The organism is Burkholderia sp. Bp9142 (genome assembly GCF_003853415.1).
Lineage (GTDB): Bacteria > Pseudomonadota > Gammaproteobacteria > Burkholderiales > Burkholderiaceae > Burkholderia.
The window spans coordinates 13,245-32,121 of sequence record NZ_QTPP01000034.1 but is presented as its reverse complement, the minus strand read 5'-3'; the positions used below and the strand labels follow the sequence as shown (position 1 = coordinate 32,121).

The following is an 18,877-nucleotide window of genomic DNA, read 5'->3' as shown; positions in this document are numbered from 1 at the left end:
GAAACCGGAATCTCGAGGAGTCGATCATGGACTTTGGCTACACCCCGAAAGTGGAAGAACTGTGCGAACGCGTGCGCGCGTTCATGGACGCGCACATCGTGCCGCGCATCCGCCAGTGGAACGAGGAAGTGCATGCGGGCCAGTATCCCGTGTCGTTCATGGAGGAACTGAAGGAACGCGCGAAGGCGGAAGGGCTGTGGAACCTGTTCCTGCCGCACCTCAAGGACGACGAGCCCGGCACGGGCCTGACGAACCTCGAATACGCGCCGCTCGCCGAGATCATGGGGCGCGTGAGCTGGGCGCCGGAGGTGTTCAACTGCAACGCGCCGGATACCGGCAACATGGAGCTGCTGCACATGTTCGCGACGCCCGAGCAGCGTGAACAGTGGCTGCTGCCGCTGCTGCGCGGCGAGATCCGCTCGGCGTTCGCGATGACGGAGCCCGACGTGGCATCGTCCGATGCGACGAACATCACGACGCGCATCGAGCGCGACGGCGACGAATACGTGATCAACGGCCGCAAGTGGTTCATCACGAACGCCGCGCATCCGAACTGCAGGATCTTCATCGTGATGGGCAAGACCGATCCGGACGCCGAGTCGCACCAGCAGCAGAGCATGATCCTCGTGCCACGCGACACGCCGGGCGTGACGGTCGTGCGCAACATCACGGTGGTCAATCACCACGCGCCGGAAGGGCACTGCGAGATCACGTTCGACAACGTGCGCGTGCCGGCGCGCAACCTGCTCGGCGCGGAAGGCAGCGGCTTCGCGCTCGCGCAGGCCCGCCTCGGGCCCGGCCGCATCCACCACTGCATGCGTTCGATCGGCGCGGCCGAGCTCGCGCTGGAGCTGATGGTCGACCGCGCGCAGTCGCGCGTCGCGTTCGGCAAGCCGCTGAACCGGCATGGCACGGTCGGCGAATGGATCGCGCGCTCGCGCATCGAGATCGACCAGGCGCGCCTGCTCGTGCTGAAGGCCGCGTGGATGATCGACAAGGTCGGCGCGAAGGCCGCGCGCAAGGAAATCGCGATGATCAAGGCGCTCGTGCCGACCGTGTATACGGACGTCTGCGACCGCGCGATGCAGGTGTTCGGCGCGGCGGGGTTGAGCCCCGATACGCCGCTCGCCGATCTGTGGACCTGGGGCCGCGCGCTGCGCTTCGCCGACGGCCCGGACGAGGTGCACCTGCAGGCGATCGCGCGGATGGAGATCAAGGATGCCGTGCGCGGGTCGACCGAGCCGTACCTGACGCGGCCGCCGCGCGGTTGAGCGGCGCGCCGGGATGCGCAATGCGTCCGGCGTCTCTCGCGGGGCCTGCATGGACGAACGAATGGCGCACGCCGTAAGATGCCGGCAAGGAGATCCGGCGATGCGCCTTTCGAAGATTGATCTGAACCTATTCGTCGTATTCGAGGCGATCTACAACAAGCGCAACCTGACGCGCGCGGCCGAGGTGCTGAACCTCACGCAGCCGGCCGTCAGCAACGCGCTGGCACGGCTGCGCAAGACGCTGAACGACCCGCTGTTCGTCAGCACGCCGGCGGGGATGATGCCGACCCCGATGGCCGAGAACATCGTCGGCCGCGTGCGCGAGGCGCTGCAGCTGCTCGATTCGAGCGCGCACGAAGGCGACGTGTTCGATCCCGCCTCGTCCGAGCGCGTGTTCCGGTTGAGCATGAGCGACCTGACCGAGGCGCTGCTGCTGCCCGCGCTCGGCGAACTGCTGCAGACGCATGCACCCGGCATGCACGTGCGCAGCTACACGATGGACCGCCGCGAAGTGGCGACCGCGCTCGCGAACGGCTCCGTCGACATCGCGATCGACGCGCCGCTGATCGGCGACCCGCACCTGCACCAGGCGCTGCTCGTGCGCGACCGCTACGCGTGCATGATCCGCGACGATCACCCATTCAAGGGCGATACGCTGACCATGGACGACTACCTGTCGATGGGGCACATCCACGTGTCGAGCCGCCGCAAGGGCAGCGGGCACGTCGATGCGGAACTGACGCGGCTCGGGCTGCGCCGCAACATCCAGATGCGCGTGCAGCACTACATGGTCGCGCCGCTGATCGCGATGCGCGGCGACCTCGCGCTGACCGCGCCGCTCAGGCTGCTGCAGCGCTATCCGGCGCGGATTCTCGAGCTGCCGTTCGAGATGCCGGGGCTCGAATACTTCTGCTACTGGCATCGCAGCGCCGATCAGGATCAGGGCAGTCGGTGGCTGCGGGAGCAGCTGATGAGGCTGATGGGCGGGATGGGCGGGCCGCGGTGATGCGCGGGGCGCGCACGTCGCGCGTTCGCCGGTATCTGCCAGCCCGCCGCTCAGAACGAATCGTCGTCCAAGCGTGACGATGCCGGCCGGCGCTTCATGTCCTTCAGCCAGTCCCTGACCTTGTCCGGATCCTCGAACTCGCGCAGTGCCACGCCGAGGTCCTGGTTGCCGCGCTGCATGCCGGCAATGTCGCGCGTGAGCATGCGCACGACGGTATCGGGCGCGACCTTGACGGACGACGCAATGCCGTAAGTCCGCCGGAAATCGGTCTCGACGTGCTGGATCTCCTGATCGAGTTCACGAAGCTGCTCTTCCAGGATGCCGTTGTAGCGCGTCAGCCGCGCTTCGCTGAGCCCGTCGATCGCACGGCGGTCGATCTGTTCGATCTCCAGTTGCAGTTCGAGCAACTGCAGCAGGTTGGCCTTCGCATAGGCGTGGTTGACCCGTTGCATCAGCACGGTCTTGCGTTCCTGCTCCGCGGGATCCGTTTCGCGATCGGGATGCAGCGCGCTGGCAAGCTTGCGATAGATCTCGCGGATCGACTTGCTCGATTCGGCCTGCTCGGCTTCGATCCTGGCCTGCGCGGCCGATTGCTTCGGCGCTTTCTTGCGCTTCGCGCGCTGTGCCTCGCGGGCTGCGTGAGCAGCCATGTCGCGCTCGAACTGCGCGTCGAGTTCGGCTTGCATCCGATCGGCAAGTTCGTCGGGCGACAGCGTGTCGAGATCGTCTGCCGATTCCATGCCGGGCGTTGGCGTCAGCTTCGGTTCCGGCTTCGCCGGTTCGCGATCGACCGCGGCGCTGCCGATGTTCCCGGATGCGCGATGCCGGTCGTAAATGATCTTCAGTTCCGCGTCGTCGCTGACGTTCAACAAGTCGCGCGCCATATCGGCGATCAGGTCGGAGAGTGTGCGCTGCTCGGCCTTGCTCAGTCCCTTCCGCAGGAACGCGTCGTCGAGCAGATGGATCAGCCTGATTCGCAGCGCGGTCGCTTCCTGTTCGAGCGGCAACAGAGCGTCGACGAACTTCTTCTGGAAGACCGGCATGACGGCTTCCCACGCACCGAGACGCTCGCGTCGCTTTTCGATGTGCTTGACGAGCGTATTGAAGGTTTTCTGGGCTTTCGACAGGCTGGCTGTCTCGTGACCGGGCGCGATGGCGACCGCGGCACCGCGACGTGCGGTCATGATCAATATCCTCCGGCCGCGGCGGGAGGCGCGGCAGGCCGGTATTTTAGCCGGATGGGCGCGTGCGCTCCGGCCTGCGGTGTGCCGAGGCCGATGCGTTACAGCACGGCCATCGACTCCGTCATGTTCTGCTTCATGTAGTCGAGGAAGCGCTTCTGGAACAGCATCGTGTGCTCGTGCGCGGCGCGCTCGGCGGCGTCCGCGTCGCGTCGCACGATCGCGTCGATCAGTTCGTCGTGGTCGCGGCCGAGCTTGGCGGCCGTCGGCGAACTCACGGTGAAGTCGAAATGCAGATGGAGCAGGCGCTGCCCTTCGCCGAGCAGCCGCTCGTAGTAACCGACGAAGTACGGGTTGTTCGCGGCGTGCGCGATCGCCATGTGGAGCGCCTTGTTGGTCTCCGACATCGCCTGGAAGTCGCCGCTCGCGACGGCCTCCATGTAGACGTCGTCGGCCTTGCGGATCTTCGCGAGATCGGCTTCCGAGCGCTGCGTGGCCGCGAGCCGCGTGACCGCGCGCTGGATCAGGTCGAGCGCCGAGATGTACTTCGGGAATTCCTCGATCTCGAACGGCGTGACGAGCGTCGTGCGGTTCGGCAGGATCGTGACGAGCCCCTCGCTGCTCAGTCGCGCAATGGCGTCGCGCACCGGCGAGCGCGACAGCCCGAACTGCGCGGCCAGCGAGATTTCGTCGAGCTGCACGCCCGGTTTCAGCTTCAGCGTCAGGATCTGCTTGCGCAATTCCTCATACACATACCGCCCGCCGTGCCGGCGGCCGCCACCTTCGGTTTCAACGGCCTCTTTGCTCATCTCGCTGCCTTTCCTGTAATCGGCCCGGGTCGCCGGGCGCGCTCTGGAGTTTAGCATCGCGTCCTCACGTGCCCGACGTCGCCGAGGGCCCGAACCCGTCGCCCCACGTGTCGCTGAGCATGAATCCCGCGGCCAGCGGATCGTCGGGATCGACGCCGAGCTGCTGGAATCCGAACACCCACGCGCGCCCGGTGACGCGCGGCAGCACGGCCGGCCGCCCGCCCACTTCGGTCGTGCCGAGCAGCTCGACGCGGAATTCGCCGCCGATCGTCGAGCGCGACGTCAGGCGGTCGCCGACCTGCACGCGCCCGCGCGCGGCGAGCGTCGCGAGATTGGCCGAACTGCCGGTCCCGCACGGCGAGCGGTCGACGCGGCCGGGCGGCAGCGTCGTGCAGGTCTGGTACACCGTGTCGTCGACCCGGTTGCGAAACATCACGTATGCGACCTCGTTGATGTCCGGGTAAAGCGGATGCTGTACGGCGACCTGCCGGTTGATGATCTCCCTGAGCCGTACACCGTGCGTCGCGAGCTGCCGTGCGTTGCCCGGCGCGATGTCGAGCCCGATCTGGTCGACGTCGACGAGCGCGTAGTACACGCCGCCGAATGCGATGTCGGCCTTGATCGTGCCGAATTCCGCCGTGTGCACGTCGACGTCGAGGTGTTCGACGAACGCAGGCACCATGTCGAGCGATACACCGACGCAGCGGCCGTCGCGGCAGGCGGCCCGCGCGGTGACGAGCCCGGCCGGCGTGTCGAGCACGACGGTGGTCTCGGGCTCCTGCATCGGCACCATCCCGAGTTCGAGCAATGCGGTCACGACGCAGATGCAGTTGCTGCCCGACATCGGATGCGCCTTGTCGGCCTGCAGCACGATGAAGCCGGCATCCGCTTCCGGCCGTGTCGGCGGCAGCAGCAGGTTGACCGACATCTGCAGGCAGCCGCGCGGTTCGAGCACGACCAGGCGCCGCAAGCTGTCGTCGGTCTCGTTGATGTGGTTCATCTTGTCGAGCATGGTCTTGCCCGGCACGTCGAGGACGCCACCGGTGATGACCTTGCCGATCTCGCCCTCGCAATGCACGTCGACGAGCTGCAGCGTTTTGTTCCAGCGCATGATCGATTCACCTTTCCTGCTTGATGTACCAGCCCCACGGCTTGTCGCTGTCGTAGCGCGTGATCTGCTTGATCTCGAGGTAGTTGTTCAGGCCCCACTCGCCGAGTTCGCGTCCGATCCCGCTCTGCTTGTAGCCGCCCCACGGCGCCTCCGTGAACGTCGGCTGCGAGCAGTTGATCCACACGATACCCGCCCGCATCGCGCGTGCCACGCGTTCGCAGCGCGGCAGGTCGGCCGACATCACCGCCGCCGCGAGACCGAAGCGCGAATCGTTGGCCGAGCGCACCGCTTCGTCTTCCGTATCGAACGGCCGCACGCAGACGACCGGCCCGAAAATTTCCTCGCGCCAGATCCAGCTGTCTTCCGGCACGTCGGCGAACACGGCCGGCTCGATGAAGTAGCCGCGCTCCAGGTGCGCGGGCCGGCCGCCGCCCGTCACGAGCCGCGCGCCTTCGTCGCGGCCGCGCGCGATGGCCGCCCGCACCTTGTCGTACTGCCCGCGGCTCACCAGCGGGCCGAGCAGCACGCCGTCGTCGCGGCCGTTGCCGATCCTGATTTTGCGCGCTTCCTGCGCGAGCCGCTCGACGAGCGGCGCGTACAGCGCGCGCTCGACGAGCACGCGCGACGTCGCCGAACACACTTCGCCCTGGTTCCAGAAGATGCCGAACAGGATCCATTCGACGGCTGCTTCGAGATCGCTGTCGCCGAACACGATGAACGGCGACTTGCCGCCCAGTTCGAGGCTCACGTTCTTGATGTCGCGCGCGGCAGCCTGCATGATCCGGCTGCCGGTCGGCACGCTGCCGGTGAACGCGAGCTTGTCGATGCCCGGATGCTCGGCGAGCGGCGCGCCGGCGTCCGCGCCAAGGCCCGTCACGACGTTCAGCACGCCGGCCGGCAGTCCGGCCGCGTCGGCGATTCCGGCCAGCTCCAGCGCGGTGAGCGGCGTCAGTTCGGATGGCTTGAGCACCATCGTGCAGCCGGCCGCGAGCGCGGGCGCGACCTTCCACGCGGCCATCAGCAGCGGAAAATTCCACGGGATGATCGCGCCGGCCACGCCGATCGGCTCCTTCCGGACGACCGTGCTGAAGCGTTCGTCCGCGAGCGGCACCGGCGTTTCGGCGCCGCTGTCGAGCTGTTCGGCGAGCCCCGCGTAGAAGTCGAAGCAGCCGGCGGCGTCGCCGAGGTCCCACAGCGCTTCGGGCAGCGGCTTGCCGTTGTCGCGCACTTCGAGCTCGGCCAGCTCGGGCAGCCGGTCGCGGATGCCTTGCGCGATCGCGCGCAGCACGGCGGCGCGCTGCGCGCCGGTCATGCGCGGCCACGGGCCTGCGTCGAACGCGCGACGCGCGGCATTGACCGCGGCGTCGATGTCTTCCGCGGTGGCGGCGGCCACTTTCGCGATCACGGTTTCGTTGCTCGGATCGAGCGTGTCGAAGGTACGGCCCTGAACGGGCGCCACCCAGCGGCCGTCGATGAAAAGTTGTTCGTAGGCGTGCATGAAGGGTCTCGAATGTCAGGTGAAGCGATAGGCGCTGAACGGCGACAGGTCCTGCCGCGTCGGGCGGCCGGCGACGAGGTCGCCGACCAGACGGCCCGTGGTTGCGCCGAGCGTGAGGCCGAGCTGGCCGTGGCCGAATGCCATGATCACGTTCGGCAGCCGCTTCGAGCGGTCGATCACCGGTTTCGTGTCGGGCAGGAACGGCCGATAGCCGACGCCGTATTCGACGCGTGTGGTCTGCAGTTCCGGCAGGATCCGTCGGGCCTTCTCCAGGATGATGTCCGCGCGCCGGAAGTTCGGCGCCGCATGGCGACCCGCGAACTCGATGGTGCCGCCGATCTGCAGCCCGCGCGTCATCGGGCTGAAGCAGAAGCCGCCGTCCGCGTAGATGACGGAGTGACGGAATTCGACGCCCGGGTCGGTCACGAGCGCCTGGTAGCCGGCGATGCCTTCGAGCGGCACGCGCACGCCGAGCTGCCCGAAGAACTGCCGCGAACCGGTGCCGGCCGCGACGACCACGTGATCGGCCGCGACGCGCTCGCCGTTCGCGAGCGTCACGCCGGTCGCGCGCCCGTCGGCCTCGTCGATGCGTGCGGCGTTCGCGCGGATGCGGCGTCCGCCTTGCGCCTCGAAGCTGGCCGTCAGCGCGGCGATGAAGCCTTCGGTATCGTTGACCGCGCGCCAGTCGGGAAACAGCAGCCCGTGCCGGAACCGGCCGGCGAGCACCGGTTCGAGATCGCCGATGTCCGCGGCCGTCAGCCGCTGCGATGCGAAGCCGAGCGACTGCCGCAACTCGAGATGCGGCTGTTCGTGCGCGATGCCGGCCGGATCGTCGAACACTTCGAGCACCGGGCGCTGCCCCAGCAGCGCGCGGTCGCCGCACGCATCGAGCAGCGGCGCATAGTCGGGGTAGACGTCGTGCGTGAGCGTGGCCATTGCCTGCGCGATCGACACGATCTTCGCGTGGCGGGCCGATGCGACGAACCGGAAGAACCACGGCAGGATGCCGGGCAGCGCGCCGGGCCGCAGCGCGAGCGGCCCGTTCTGGTCCAGCAGCCAGCGCGGCACCTTCATCAGGATGCCGGGCTTCGACAGCGGAATGACCTCGCTGACCGCCATCTGCCCGCAGCTCCATTTCGCGGTGCTGTCGCCGGGGGCGGCCGGATCGATCAGCGTGACGGCATGGCCGTCGCGCTGCAGATAGAGCGCGCAGCACACGCCGACGATCCCGCCGCCGATCACGACGGCCGTTGCCTCGCGCGCGGTGTCCGGTGCCGCGGGCGCGGGTTGTCGCGGAATCGCGTTCAATTGACGAACTCCTGCAGGCTGAAGCCGTGCGCATAAGGCTGGGACGAATCGACGCGATACTGCGCGCGCCCGGTGACCCACGCGCGTCCTTCGATGCTCGGCCGCACCGCGTCGAGCCCGCTGTCGAGGCGCGTGACCGATTCCACGCGGCCGATGAAGCGGCTGCCGATCAGGCTTTCGTGACAATACGCTTCGCCGGCCTTCAGCCAGCCGCGCGCGAAGCGCTGCGCGACGCGTGCGGAGCTGCCGGTGCCGCACGGCGAACGGTCGACGAGGCTGTCGCCGGCGATCACCACCGCGCGCCCGTCTGCATCGTCCGCGATCGGCTTGCCCGTCCACATGCAGTGCCGCACGCCGCGAATCGCCGGATGATCGGGATGCACGACGTCGAGCGCCGCGTTGACCGCAAGCTGCACGTCACGACCCCACGCCAGCAGCGCGTCCGGCGTGAAATGCTCGCAGCCGGGGAAGTTCGGCTGGACCTCGACGATCGGATAGAAGTTGCCGCCGTACGCGATATCGACGGCCAGCCTGCCGAGCGCGGGAATGTCGATCTCGACGTCGCGCGCGAGCAGGAAGCTCGGCACGTTGGTGAAGCGCACCGACGTCACGCGTGCGCCGTCCATCTCGTAGCGCGCGACGATCTGCCCGGCCGGCACGTCGACCGTGACCGTGCCCGGCTGCTTCGGCACGACGAGGCGTTCCTCGATCGCGAACGCGATCGAGCCGATCGTCGCGTGACCGCACATCGGCAGGCAGCCCGACGTCTCGATGAACAGCAGGCTGAAATCGGCGTCGTCGCTGACCGGTGGATAGAAGATCGTGCCCGACATGTGCGCATGGCCGCGCGGCTCCAGCATCAGCGTGCGGCGCACCCAGTCGTGATGCGCGACGAAATCCTCGCGGCGCGCGTTCATCGTCGCGCCCCGCAGCGTCGGCGCGCCGTCGATCACCATGCGTACCGGCATGCCTTCGGTATGGCCTTCGATGCAGGTAAAGCTGTGAATCGTCATGTTGAGGTTCCTCGGTCGGCGTACCGGCGCCGTCTGGCGCCGGTACGGATGTGCACGACGGCCTTACGCCTGCGACGCCTCGAAGATCGCGCGGAATTCCGCCTTCTCGTCGTCCGTCAGCGGCTGCAGCGGCATGCGTGCGTTGCCGACCTTGAAGCCGGCCAGTTCGCAGCCGTACTTCACCTTCTGGATGAACTTGCCCGACTCCATGCTCGCCATCACCGGGAACAGCGAACGCATCACATTCTGCGCGCCCGCAATGTCGCCTGCTGAGAATTTATCGTAGAAGCTCACGACCTGTTTCGCAAAGCAGTTCGCCGGCCCGCAGATCCAGCTCGTCGCGCCCCACAGGAAGAAGTCGAGCGCCTGGTCGTCGGAGCCGCACGACAGCTGATAGTGGTCGCGGTACTTGCCGCCGATCTCGATCGCGCGCAGCAGGTTGCCGCTGCTTTCCTTGATGCCGATCACGCGCGGATGATCCTTGAACGCGTCGAGCACGCCGAAGCCGACCTCGACGTTCGTGCGCACCGGGTAGTTGTACAGGATCACGTTCACGTCGGTCACCGCCGCGAGAATCGCGTCGTAGTGCCCGATCAGTTCGTCCTGCGACGGCAGCGCGTAGTACGGCGGTGCGATCAGGATGTTCGTGTAGCCGGCATCGCGCGCCTGGCGGACCTGCTCGATCACCTCGCGCGTCGACGAGCCGTTCGCGCCGGCGATCAGCGTGCCGCGGCTGCCGACCACTTCGCGCACGGTCTTCATCACCGCGCGGCGCTCGTCGTTCGTGAGCGCGTAGTATTCGCCGGTCGAACCGAGCGGCACGAAACCGCTGACGCCCGCGGCGAGCTGAAATTCGAGGATCGACGCGAGCGTGTCGTGATCGACCGCGCCCGATGCATCGAACGGCGTGACGAGGGCGGGCAGAATGCCTTTCAGTTGCATGAGATTTCTCCGGCTTGGGTGAGAGCGTTGCGAGTTAATAGGCATAGCGCCTGAGCATCCTGGACTCCACTACGCCGACCAGGCGGGTCAGCGGAAAGGCGACGAGGAAATAGATGACGGCGACGGTCGTCAGGAACTCGACGGGCCGTGCGGTGCTGTTCGACACGTTCTGGCCGACGAACATCAGGTCGGCGATCCCCACCGACGAAATGAGCGCGCTCTCCTTGAACAGGCTCACGACGTTCGACAGCAGCGGCGGGATCGCGCGCAGCAGCGCCTGCGGAAAGATCACGTAGACGATCTTCACGTGCGGCGACAGGCTGAGCGCGATGCACGCGTCGTGCTGCTCGCCGGCGATCGACTTCAGCGAACCGCGAAACGTCTCGCTCGTGATCGCGGCCATGTACAGCGTCAGCGAGATCAGCACCGACAGGTACGGCGGGATCGGCAGGCGCAGCACGACCGGGAAGCAGAAGAACACCCAGAACAGCTGGATCAGCAGCGGCGTGCCGCGGAAGAATTCGACGAACGCGGTGACCGGCCCGCGCAGCCAGCGCGACGGCGACATCCGCAAGAGGCTCAGCACGAAGCCGAGCAGGCTGCCGACGAGCGCGCACGTGACGGTGAACGCAAGCGTCAGCCCGAGGCCTTTCGCGAGCACGAGCCAGTACGGCCAGACGACGGCAAAATCGAGATTCACGACGGGCTCCTCAGCGCTGGACGGCGACGTCCTGGCGGCGCTCGATGACATGGACGAGTTTCGCGATCGGCAGCGACAGCGCGAAATACACGAGTGCGACGACCGAGTAGGTTTCGAGCGGCCGGTACGCTTCGGTCGCGATGCTCTTCGCGACGTACATCAGGTCGGCCACCGCGACGATCGCCACCAGCGCGCTTTGCTGCAGGCTGCCGATGCCGTTCGTCAGCAGCACCGGCATCGCGCTGCGCAGCGCCTGCGGCAGCACGACGAAGATCGTGCGTTGCCACGGCCGCAGGCCGAGCGCCACCGCGGCGTCGAGATGCTCCTTCGGCACCGCCTGCACGCCGGCGCGGTAGGCTTCCGCGTTGAACGCCGTGAGGTTCAGGCCGAGCGCGAGCACGCCCATCGCGACCGGGTCGATGAACACGTCGACCATCATCGGGATGCAGTAGAAGAACCAGACGATCTGCAGCAGCGCGGGCGTGCAGCGGAAGAATTCGATGAAGAGCTGGGCCGGCCAGCGCACGATCGCCCAGCGGCTCATCGCGAGCAGGCACAGCAGGAAGCCGAGTACGAGGCCCATCGCGTTCGCGGCGACGGCCAGCACGACGGTGATCTTCAGCCCGTCGACGAGCGCGCCGAGGCTGCCGGCGAGGAAGCTGAAATCGAAGTGATAGTTCATGGCTTCGGCCTCAGTCGAGATGCAGGACTTTCTCGAGGAATTCCCGCGTGCGCGCTTCCTTCGGACACTTGAAGATCTGGTCCGGCGCGCCTTCCTCGACGATCTTGCCGTTCGCGCAGAACACGACGCGCGTCGCGATGTCCCGCGCGAAGTGCATGTCGTGCGTGACGATGATCATCGCCATCTTCTGCTCGGCGAGCTGCAGCATCACGTTCTGGACTTCGACGACCATCTCCGGATCGAGCGCGGACGTCACTTCGTCGAACAGCATCAGCTTCGGTTCGAGCATCAGCGCGCGGGCGATCGCCACGCGCTGCTTCTGGCCGCCGGAGAGCTGGCTCGGATATGCATGCAGCTTGCTTTCGAGGCCGAGACGCGCGAGATACGTGCGCGCGCGCCCGGTCGCTTCCGCCTTCGACAGCCCGCCGACGCGCACCGGCGCGAGAATCAGGTTGCCGAGCACCGACAGGTGCGGAAACAGCGTGTAGTGCTGGAACACCATGCCGACCTGCTTCTGCAGCTTCGCGTCGATGCGCCATCCGCCGCGCGCATCGCCGCCGCGGATGTACGACGCGCCCTGGAACGCGATCTCGCCGCGCTGGATCCCTTCCAGTCCCATCATCACGCGCAGCAGCGAGCTCTTGCCGCTGCCGCTCGGGCCGATGATCACGAGCCGGTCGTCGGCGCGCATGTCGAGGCTCATGCCGTCCATCACGACGAGGTTCGGGCCGTATGCCTTGTGCACGTCGCGCAGCCGCACGAACTCGCCGTCCGGTGCGGACGTGGGCAAGCGCGTGGTCGAAAGGGGATGCATGGCCGACCTGACGGCCGTCGTTTGAGGCGACAACATGACAGTCTCTCCAGCGGCGCCCGGCATCGGCGCGCAAAGTGCGAATCGGAAAATCGGCGCCCGGCGGCGTTCCGCCGGGCTCGTCGGTGCGACCGGTGCTTACTTGCCCGGGGCCAGCATGGCCTGTACGGAAGTCTTGATGAGACGGTTCACCGCGCCCGACCTGACCTGCTGCGAGAGGTAGTCGTTGAGGACGTCGAGGTCGGCCTTGGGCGTGTCCTTGCGCAGGCCGAACGCCACTTCCTGCTGCGCGAGCGGCGGCGCGGGGTTGAAGCTGGCCGCCCAGTCAGGGTGCGCTTCCGTCAGCAGCATGTTGGTGATGTTCGCGTCGGCGAGCAGGTCGGCACGCTTCGAGATCAGCGACAGGCGCGTCTCGTCGTTGCCCGGCAGCCGCATGATCCGCGCCTGCTTCAGTTCGGCCGAGATCGCCTTGTCCTGCGACGTGCCCGACATCACCGCGACCGTGACGTTCGGCTTGTCGATGTCGGCGAGCGAGCGCAGGTTCTTCGCGATCTTCGGGTTGTTCCTGTTGTAGACGAACGAGACGTTGTAGTCGGTCGCCGGCGCGGAGAACGCGACGGCCTTTTCACGCTCGGGCGTGTCGTTCAGCGCGAGCGACAGGTCCCATTTGTCCGATTGCAGGCCGGCCACGATGTTGTCCCAGCTCGTGTCGACGAATTCGACCTTCACCTTCAGCACGTTCTGCCCGAAGTCGCGGCACAGATCCGAGAAGAAGCCGCTGTAGGTGCCCGTCTTCGGGTCGCGCATCACGTAAGGGGGCGCGACCGCGGCGCCGCAGCGCAGTACGCCGGCCTTCTTCACGGCGGCCCAGGCGTCGGGCCCGGCGGCGTATGACGGGGCGGCCGCGATGAGCGATGCCGCGGCCACGGTGCACGCGGCGATTTGACGGGTGAAACGAGACAGTCGATTCATGGTGACCTCACTTGAGATGGGTAAACCCGCATGCCTGCTGTTTTCTACACACATCGATGTGTGTTTTATTGTGTGCAGCGTTGTGTGCATATTAGAAGGGCAAAAATCGGCGTGTCAACGAGAAGTTGCGCTGTGGGTGGTCGGGTTTTCCCGATGCGCGTGGGGGCGCCGCGGGACGGCGAACGGAGAAGGGCTGCACGACGCGGGGCCGGGGCGGCTACGCGAAGAGGGGACAGGAAAGATCAGGGGATGGCAGCGGCCGGTTCAACGGGGGCGCGAGAATGCCGATGAGTGCGGGGGTGCCGCGGGGAGAGAACGGGTTGCGAAGCGGTTGCGAGCACAACCGCATGACGGAATGGGCGAGCACGATGTCGCCGCGCCGTCGGTCTCAGAACAATTGACCTTGCCCCGAAATCACGCGCTCGAAATCGTCGCGCAGGAACGGCAGGATCGCGTCGGCGACCGGCTGCAACTGGCGGCTCACATAGAACGCGTAGTCGATCGGCGAGCGCATCGTCTCGAGCGGCTCGGGGCCGGCCGTCGTCATCACGTAGCTGATCCAGCCGCCGCGCTGGTACTGCAGCGGCCGGCCGCGCGCCTGGTTGAATTCGTCCGCGATCCGCGCGGCGCGCACATGCGGCGGCACGTTGCGTTGATATTCGCTCAAGGGCCGGCGCACGCGCTTGCGATAGACGAGTTGCGCGTCGTATTCGCCGTCGAGTGTGCGTTGCACGTAGTCGCGAATGAAGTCCTGGTACGGCTCGCGCTTGAACACGCGCCGGTAGAGCTCGCGCTGGAACGCCTGCGCGAGCGGCGTCCAGTCGGTGCGCACGGTTTCGAGCCCCTTGAACACGAGGTCCTCGCCGCCATTCGCGGCGCGCGCGAGGCCCGCGTAGCGCTTCTTGCTGCCTTCCTCCGCACCGCGCACCGTCGGCATCAGGAAGCGGCGGTAATGTCGCTCGTACTGCAGTTCGAGCGCGCTTTCCAGCCCGAAGCGATCGCGCAGGTGCGCTTGCCACCAGCGGTTCACGTGCTCGACGAGCGTGCGGCCCTTGGCTGATGCTGCATCGTCGTCGTGCTCGCGTCCGAGCCACACGAAGGTCGAATCGGTGTCGCCGTAGATGACTTCGTAGCCCTGCGCCTCGATCAACTCGCGGGTGCGATGCATGATCTCGTGGCCGCGCATCGTGATCGACGACGCGAGGCGCGGATCGAAGAACCGGCAGCCCGTCGAGCCGAGCACGCCGTAGAACGAATTCATGATGATCTTCAGCGCCTGCGACAGCGGCGCGTTGCGCTGGCGTTTCGCTTCGTCGCGGCCTTCGGACACGCGCTGCACGATGTCGGGCAGGCAATGCGCGGTGCGCGAGAAGCGCGCGCCGAGAAAGCCGGGCACCGACGTGTCGTCGCCCGGGTGCGCGAGCCCTTCGATCAGCCCGGCCGGATCGATCAGGAACGTGCGGATGATCGACGGATAGAGGCTCTTGTAGTCGAACACGAGCACCGAGTCGTACAGGCCGGGCCGCGAATCCATCACGAAGCCGCCCGGGCTGTTCTGGCCCGTCACGTCGCCGAGGTTCGGCGCGACGTAGCCGAGCCGGTGCATGCGCGGCAGGTACAGGTGCGTGAACGCCGCGACCGAGCCGCCGGTGCGATCGGCCGCGAGGCCCGTGACGGTCGCGCGTTCGAGCGCGAAGGACAGCAGGTCGGCCTTGTCGAAGATGCGCGTGACGAGTTCGCAGTCCTTCAGGTTGTAGTGCGCGAGCGCGGGCTTGTCGTGATCGAAGCGGCGCTGGATCTCGTCCATCCGCTGATACGGGTTGTCGATCGACTTGCCTTCGCCGAGCAGCGACTGCGACACGTATTCGAGGCTGAACGACGGGAACGTCCACGTCGCCGACTTCAGCATGTCGATGCCGTCGAGGATCAGGCGGCCGGCCGCGCCCGCGAAGAAGTGGTCGGGCTGTTGACCATGCGCGCGCCACTCGAGCACACTGCCGCCGCGCCCGAGCTTCAGCGGCACGCCGTATTGCTCCGCGTGCGCATGCAGGATGCGCAGGTCGAACTGCACGAGGTTCCAGCCGATCACCGCATCGGGATCGTGCACGTCGAACCAGTCGTTGAGCCGCGTGAGCATCTCGGCCCGGCTATCGCAGTAGTCGAGGCGGAAGTCGGCGGCCGGCGCGTCGCCGTTGGGCGGGCCGAGCATGTAGACCTGCCGCTGTCCGCAGCCTTCGAGCGCGATTGAGTACAGCTCGCCATGGATGCTGGTCTCGATGTCGAGCGACACGCAGCGCAGCACCGGCCGGTAGCCGGTCGCCGGTTTCAGTTCGCCGTCGGTCAGCGTGCCGTCACGGGCGGCCGTGCCGCGAAACAGCACGGGCGCCGTGATGAAGCGCTCCATCGTGTAGCGGTCGGGTGGCTGGATGTCGGCTTCGTAGACGTCGACACCGGCCACGGCGAGGCGTTTCTGGAGCCCGGACAGGTGGCGGTAGCGGCGGCAATAGAGGCCGACGACTGCGCGCTGGCGGAAGTCGCGCAGCGCGAGCGGGCGCAGCTCGGCATCGCGTTCGCCGGCCAGCGCGCGTTCGGCGAGCGCCTGCTGCCCGGCCGGCAAGAATGCGACGGCTTCCTGCGGGCGCAGCCGCACGCGGCGCGGACCGTGTTCGGTTGCCAGCCAGAACTCGATCTCGATGCCGGACGCGGTGTCCCGCCAGTGGCGGGTGAGGATGAAACCCTGCTCGAACGCCGTCAAAACGCTTGCTCGTCGTGGATGCCCAGGCGGCGGATTTTAGCGCCTCTCGCGCGGTTCCCGCCGAAGGCGGCGCCGCTGGCATCAGGTGGCAGGAAGCCGCCGGTCGACCCGCCACGCGGTGCGCGCCGCGTCGACCGGCCGCAGCAGTCAGCGGTGCGCGATGACCGGTGGCGCTTCCGCGTCACATATTCGTCTACCTGGAGCTCGAGCGCGTCGTCCTCCAGCGGCGACCGCGTCGCCGTCGCGCCCGAGCCGTCGGCACATTCGATCACCGCGGGGTGCGGCGTCGCGAGTCGCGCCGGCATGTCTTCAGCCGTCACGATACTGCCGGGATACCGATGCGAATGCCCGGCGCGCCGCAGGATCGCAGTGGACGTGCCCATCGTCATGGCGTGCCGCGACGGCGGCCGACACCTAAGCCGGCATCGATGCGAAATCCCGCTTCAGGTGTTCCGGCCGCTGCGGCCGCTGATACAGGTAGCCCTGCGCATACTGGATCCCGACCGCATGCAGCGCGCGATGCTGCTCTTCCGTCTCCACGCCCTCGGCAATGATCTTCAGGTCGTAGTGGTGCGCGAGCGCCGCGATCCCTTCGATCAGCTTCGCATTGCCGGTCGTCAGTTGCGCGATGAACTGGCGATCGATTTTCACGTAGTCGAACGGAAAACGCGACAGCATGTCGAGATTGCTGTGATGCGTGCCGAAGTCGTCGATCGCGAACTTCGCGCCCTTCGCGCGCAGCGCGGCGAACATCTCGGTCGTGCGCGCATTCTTTTCGAGCAGGATGCGCTCGGTCACTTCGAGCACCAGCGTGAAGCCCGGCGGAAGCCGGCGGATCGTGTCTTCGACGACGGACACGAAGCGCGCGCGTTCGAGATCCTTCGGCGCGATGTTGATCGCGATGCGCAGCGGCATCGACGGCGTGAGCGCGGTCAGTTCCGACACGGCGGTCCGCAGCACGAATTCGGTCACCTTCGGCAGCATCGCGGTCGATTCGACCTGCGGCACGAACACGGCCGGGCTGATCGCTCCCCATTTCGGATGATGCCAGCGCAGCAACGCCTCGACGCCCACGGTCCTGCGCGAGTCGACGTCGACGATCGGCTGGTACACGACGTGGAACTCCTTGCGGTTCAGCGCGTTGCGCACGGCCTTCAGCAGCAGCCGGCGCGGCGCCATCGCGAGCAGGTAGGCGGCCGCGACGAGGCCGTTCACCAGCAGCGCGATCGTCACGCAGATCAGCCGGTACTGCCGATGCACCTGCGAGACGTAGGCTTGCGACGAGGTGACGGAAACCCTGAAGGGCCAGGTGCTCGACGCGATCGCGCTGCCCGCCGCGGGGGCCGTGCCGAATGGCGGCACGAACGCGCCATGCTGATCGAGGCCGCCCGCGCCCTCGACCGACAGCGTGGCCGTTTCCGCGCCGAACCGGGTACCGTGTGCGAGCATGTCCGCCAGATAGTCGCCTTCGACCAGATAAAGGACGCCCGATTGGGGCGCGGTCGCGCGAAACGCCGCCAGCACCGGAACGCGATGCTGAAACGGCGTCTGCTGAAGCAGCGCGATGGCCGTCATCCCCGGTTCCGGCGCCTGCAGGTACGCGTCGAGCGAGACGTCGATCGGACCGAGCGCCGACGAGCACGTGACGCGACCGTTGTTGGCCAGCCCGACGGCGCGAAGATAACGCAGGTGAGTGCCTACTTCGGCAAGTGTCCGGAAGATCGTCGTGCAGGGCCGTCCGACCAGCGCGTTCAACTCGTCCGGGTGCCGCGAGCGAATCCCGTCAAGGATGTGATTGACCGAGACCACGATGTCGTTCGCGACGACGCGTTCGCGCCGGGCAATCGATTCGCGCGCGAGGCGATCGGCGATGACGAACGCCAGCACGAGCACAAGCACGCAGATGATCAGGGCAACGGACAAGATGATGTGTGGCCACACCCCGCCGCGCTGGAATGCGGGCTTCGGGCCCGGCGCGGGCGTGGAGGTTCCTCGGGTCGCATTTGTTGTTGTACGCATGGGTATGCAGGTCGAACCGTTCGATGGATAGACGCGGAGCATGCGCCGTGCCTGGCCGGGGCACGGTAATTCGCGCCGAAAGCGGCGCGCTGGTCGATTCTACGCTTGCGAATCGCATCCGGTGGCATCGCGGCGGAATCGCCTGGGGGCGACGCGTTGCTCCATGCATGACTGCGCATGCAGGTTGGATCGCGCGCCCGAAAAGAGCCCCGGCCGCATCGGAGTGCGGCCGGGACAGAAGACACCGTCTCTTGGCACGAGGATGGTGCGCGGCAAGTATATGACGTGACGCGCGATTACGAAATATCGTGAGTCAACAAATGGAACAATTTTGCGATTGATGCTCGACAGGAAATATTTGCGTGGCGCGTCACGTCCGGCGATCCGGGGGCCGGATCGCCGTGAACGAGGCCCATCCCGCGGTTTTTTCGGCGCGCGTGCAGGCAGGGACGGCCGCACTTCAGAAGTCGTCGCGCATCTTGTGGAGCAGGTCGCGGGGCGATTGGTGCGTGTCCACGGCGGTGAGGACGTCGGTCAGGAACCACGGCAGGTTCAGTTGCGTGTCCGAATCGCCGACGCACACGCGGATCGGCGGGGCCTTCGGCACCGCGCGGGAGCCGGGCGCCGTGCCGGCGGACGCGGACGGCGAGGACGGTACGCAATTCCTCGCTTGCTGCGGAACCGGCGACACGGTACTACCGGCGAGCGCCGGCAAGCTGGCGGCGGCAAGCAGGATCAGGAGGGCGAACGGGGCGGCGCGTTTCATGTGAATCTCCGGCGATGCATGTTCGACACCGCC

The 18,877-nt window shown here is 67.2% G+C and carries 17 protein-coding genes; 2 read left to right on the top strand and 15 right to left on the bottom strand.

The window, feature by feature from the left end; all coding sequences use genetic code 11:
• Positions 1 to 26 precede the first annotated feature (26 nt).
• Together DIE22_RS28940 and DIE22_RS28935 are read left to right on the top strand one after the other, a co-directional pair.
• Positions 27 to 1,271, top strand: coding sequence for an acyl-CoA dehydrogenase family protein (locus DIE22_RS28940; protein WP_124606607.1), 1,245 nt, complete (start codon positions 27 to 29; stop codon positions 1,269 to 1,271).
• Between the two features lie 100 nt (positions 1,272 to 1,371).
• Positions 1,372 to 2,277 carry a LysR family transcriptional regulator gene (locus DIE22_RS28935; protein ID WP_124606606.1) on the top strand — a complete coding sequence of 302 codons (906 nt, stop codon included), beginning with the start codon at positions 1,372 to 1,374 and terminating at the stop codon, positions 2,275 to 2,277.
• Between the two features lie 50 nt (positions 2,278 to 2,327).
• On the opposite strand, the gene DIE22_RS28930 is transcribed toward DIE22_RS28935, so the two are convergent.
• The 15 genes from DIE22_RS28930 to DIE22_RS28860 all read right to left on the bottom strand — a co-directional run bounded on the left by DIE22_RS28930 (position 2,328) and on the right by DIE22_RS28860 (position 18,844).
• Positions 2,328 to 3,461: a J domain-containing protein gene (locus DIE22_RS28930; RefSeq protein ID WP_124606605.1), complete on the bottom strand. Its 1,134-nt coding sequence runs from the start codon at positions 3,459 to 3,461 to the stop codon at positions 2,328 to 2,330.
• Between the two features lie 98 nt (positions 3,462 to 3,559).
• Positions 3,560 to 4,267 (bottom strand): GntR family transcriptional regulator, encoded by a 708-nt coding sequence (locus tag DIE22_RS28925; protein ID WP_185640706.1) that lies wholly within the window; start codon positions 4,265 to 4,267, stop codon positions 3,560 to 3,562.
• 64 nt (positions 4,268 to 4,331) lie between these two features.
• Positions 4,332 to 5,378 carry a proline racemase family protein gene (locus DIE22_RS28920; RefSeq protein WP_124500546.1) on the bottom strand — a complete coding sequence of 349 codons (1,047 nt, stop codon included), beginning with the start codon at positions 5,376 to 5,378 and terminating at the stop codon, positions 4,332 to 4,334.
• 7 nt (positions 5,379 to 5,385) lie between these two features.
• Positions 5,386 to 6,876, bottom strand: a complete 1,491-nt coding sequence (locus tag DIE22_RS28915; RefSeq protein WP_124606604.1) for an aldehyde dehydrogenase family protein — start codon at positions 6,874 to 6,876, stop codon at positions 5,386 to 5,388.
• Positions 6,877 to 6,891: 15 nt separating this feature from the next.
• A complete protein-coding gene (locus DIE22_RS28910) occupies positions 6,892 to 8,184 on the bottom strand; it encodes an NAD(P)/FAD-dependent oxidoreductase (protein WP_185640705.1) in 1,293 nt (430 codons plus the stop codon).
• Positions 8,181 to 9,197: a 4-hydroxyproline epimerase gene (locus tag DIE22_RS28905; protein WP_124606603.1), complete on the bottom strand. Its 1,017-nt coding sequence runs from the start codon at positions 9,195 to 9,197 to the stop codon at positions 8,181 to 8,183. Before DIE22_RS28905 ends, DIE22_RS28910 begins: the two co-directional genes overlap by 4 nt.
• A gap of 63 nt (positions 9,198 to 9,260) precedes the next feature.
• Positions 9,261 to 10,139 carry a dihydrodipicolinate synthase family protein gene (locus tag DIE22_RS28900; protein WP_124500542.1) on the bottom strand — a complete coding sequence of 293 codons (879 nt, stop codon included), beginning with the start codon at positions 10,137 to 10,139 and terminating at the stop codon, positions 9,261 to 9,263.
• Between the two features lie 34 nt (positions 10,140 to 10,173).
• Complete coding sequence (locus DIE22_RS28895) at positions 10,174 to 10,839, bottom strand: amino acid ABC transporter permease (protein WP_124500541.1); 666 nt, start codon at positions 10,837 to 10,839, stop codon at positions 10,174 to 10,176.
• Between the two features lie 10 nt (positions 10,840 to 10,849).
• Positions 10,850 to 11,521: an amino acid ABC transporter permease gene (locus DIE22_RS28890; protein ID WP_124606602.1), complete on the bottom strand. Its 672-nt coding sequence runs from the start codon at positions 11,519 to 11,521 to the stop codon at positions 10,850 to 10,852.
• A gap of 10 nt (positions 11,522 to 11,531) precedes the next feature.
• On the bottom strand, positions 11,532 to 12,371 hold the full coding sequence (locus tag DIE22_RS28885) for an amino acid ABC transporter ATP-binding protein (protein WP_124500539.1): 840 nt from the start codon (positions 12,369 to 12,371) through the stop codon (positions 11,532 to 11,534).
• Positions 12,372 to 12,470: 99 nt separating this feature from the next.
• Positions 12,471 to 13,304 carry an ABC transporter substrate-binding protein gene (locus DIE22_RS28880; protein WP_124500538.1) on the bottom strand — a complete coding sequence of 278 codons (834 nt, stop codon included), beginning with the start codon at positions 13,302 to 13,304 and terminating at the stop codon, positions 12,471 to 12,473.
• A gap of 388 nt (positions 13,305 to 13,692) precedes the next feature.
• On the bottom strand, positions 13,693 to 16,059 hold the full coding sequence (locus DIE22_RS28875; protein ID WP_124606601.1) for a DNA polymerase II: 2,367 nt from the start codon (positions 16,057 to 16,059) through the stop codon (positions 13,693 to 13,695).
• Positions 16,056 to 16,442, bottom strand: coding sequence for a hypothetical protein (locus tag DIE22_RS28870; RefSeq protein ID WP_260426791.1), 387 nt, complete (start codon positions 16,440 to 16,442; stop codon positions 16,056 to 16,058). The genes DIE22_RS28875 and DIE22_RS28870 overlap by 4 nt, the downstream gene beginning before the upstream one ends.
• Before the next feature lie 31 nt (positions 16,443 to 16,473).
• A complete protein-coding gene (locus tag DIE22_RS28865) occupies positions 16,474 to 18,120 on the bottom strand; it encodes an EAL domain-containing protein (protein WP_124500536.1) in 1,647 nt (548 codons plus the stop codon).
• Positions 18,121 to 18,538: 418 nt separating this feature from the next.
• Positions 18,539 to 18,844 (bottom strand): hypothetical protein, encoded by a 306-nt coding sequence (locus tag DIE22_RS28860; protein WP_124606600.1) that lies wholly within the window; start codon positions 18,842 to 18,844, stop codon positions 18,539 to 18,541.
• Between the last annotated feature and the right edge of the window lie 33 nt (positions 18,845 to 18,877).

Bases quoted from the DNA above. Each gene is read 5' to 3' on its own strand.
- DIE22_RS28940 (WP_124606607.1), top strand. From the start codon at position 27: ATGGACTTTGGCTACACCCCGAAAGTGGAAGAACTGTGCGAACGCGTG.
- DIE22_RS28870 (WP_260426791.1), bottom strand. From the start codon at position 16,442: ATGGGCACGTCCACTGCGATCCTGCGGCGCGCCGGGCATTCGCATCGG.
- DIE22_RS28905 (WP_124606603.1), bottom strand. From the start codon at position 9,197: ATGACGATTCACAGCTTTACCTGCATCGAAGGCCATACCGAAGGCATG.
- DIE22_RS28920 (WP_124500546.1), bottom strand. From the start codon at position 5,378: ATGCGCTGGAACAAAACGCTGCAGCTCGTCGACGTGCATTGCGAGGGC.
- DIE22_RS28890 (WP_124606602.1), bottom strand. From the start codon at position 11,521: ATGAACTATCACTTCGATTTCAGCTTCCTCGCCGGCAGCCTCGGCGCG.
- DIE22_RS28880 (WP_124500538.1), bottom strand. From the start codon at position 13,304: ATGAATCGACTGTCTCGTTTCACCCGTCAAATCGCCGCGTGCACCGTG.
- DIE22_RS28930 (WP_124606605.1), bottom strand. From the start codon at position 3,461: ATGACCGCACGTCGCGGTGCCGCGGTCGCCATCGCGCCCGGTCACGAG.
- DIE22_RS28860 (WP_124606600.1), bottom strand. From the start codon at position 18,844: ATGAAACGCGCCGCCCCGTTCGCCCTCCTGATCCTGCTTGCCGCCGCC.
- DIE22_RS28925 (WP_185640706.1), bottom strand. From the start codon at position 4,267: ATGAGCAAAGAGGCCGTTGAAACCGAAGGTGGCGGCCGCCGGCACGGC.
- DIE22_RS28865 (WP_124500536.1), bottom strand. From the start codon at position 18,120: ATGCTCCGCGTCTATCCATCGAACGGTTCGACCTGCATACCCATGCGT.
- DIE22_RS28885 (WP_124500539.1), bottom strand. From the start codon at position 12,371: ATGTTGTCGCCTCAAACGACGGCCGTCAGGTCGGCCATGCATCCCCTT.
- DIE22_RS28900 (WP_124500542.1), bottom strand. From the start codon at position 10,139: ATGCAACTGAAAGGCATTCTGCCCGCCCTCGTCACGCCGTTCGATGCA.
- DIE22_RS28915 (WP_124606604.1), bottom strand. From the start codon at position 6,876: ATGCACGCCTACGAACAACTTTTCATCGACGGCCGCTGGGTGGCGCCC.
- DIE22_RS28935 (WP_124606606.1), top strand. From the start codon at position 1,372: ATGCGCCTTTCGAAGATTGATCTGAACCTATTCGTCGTATTCGAGGCG.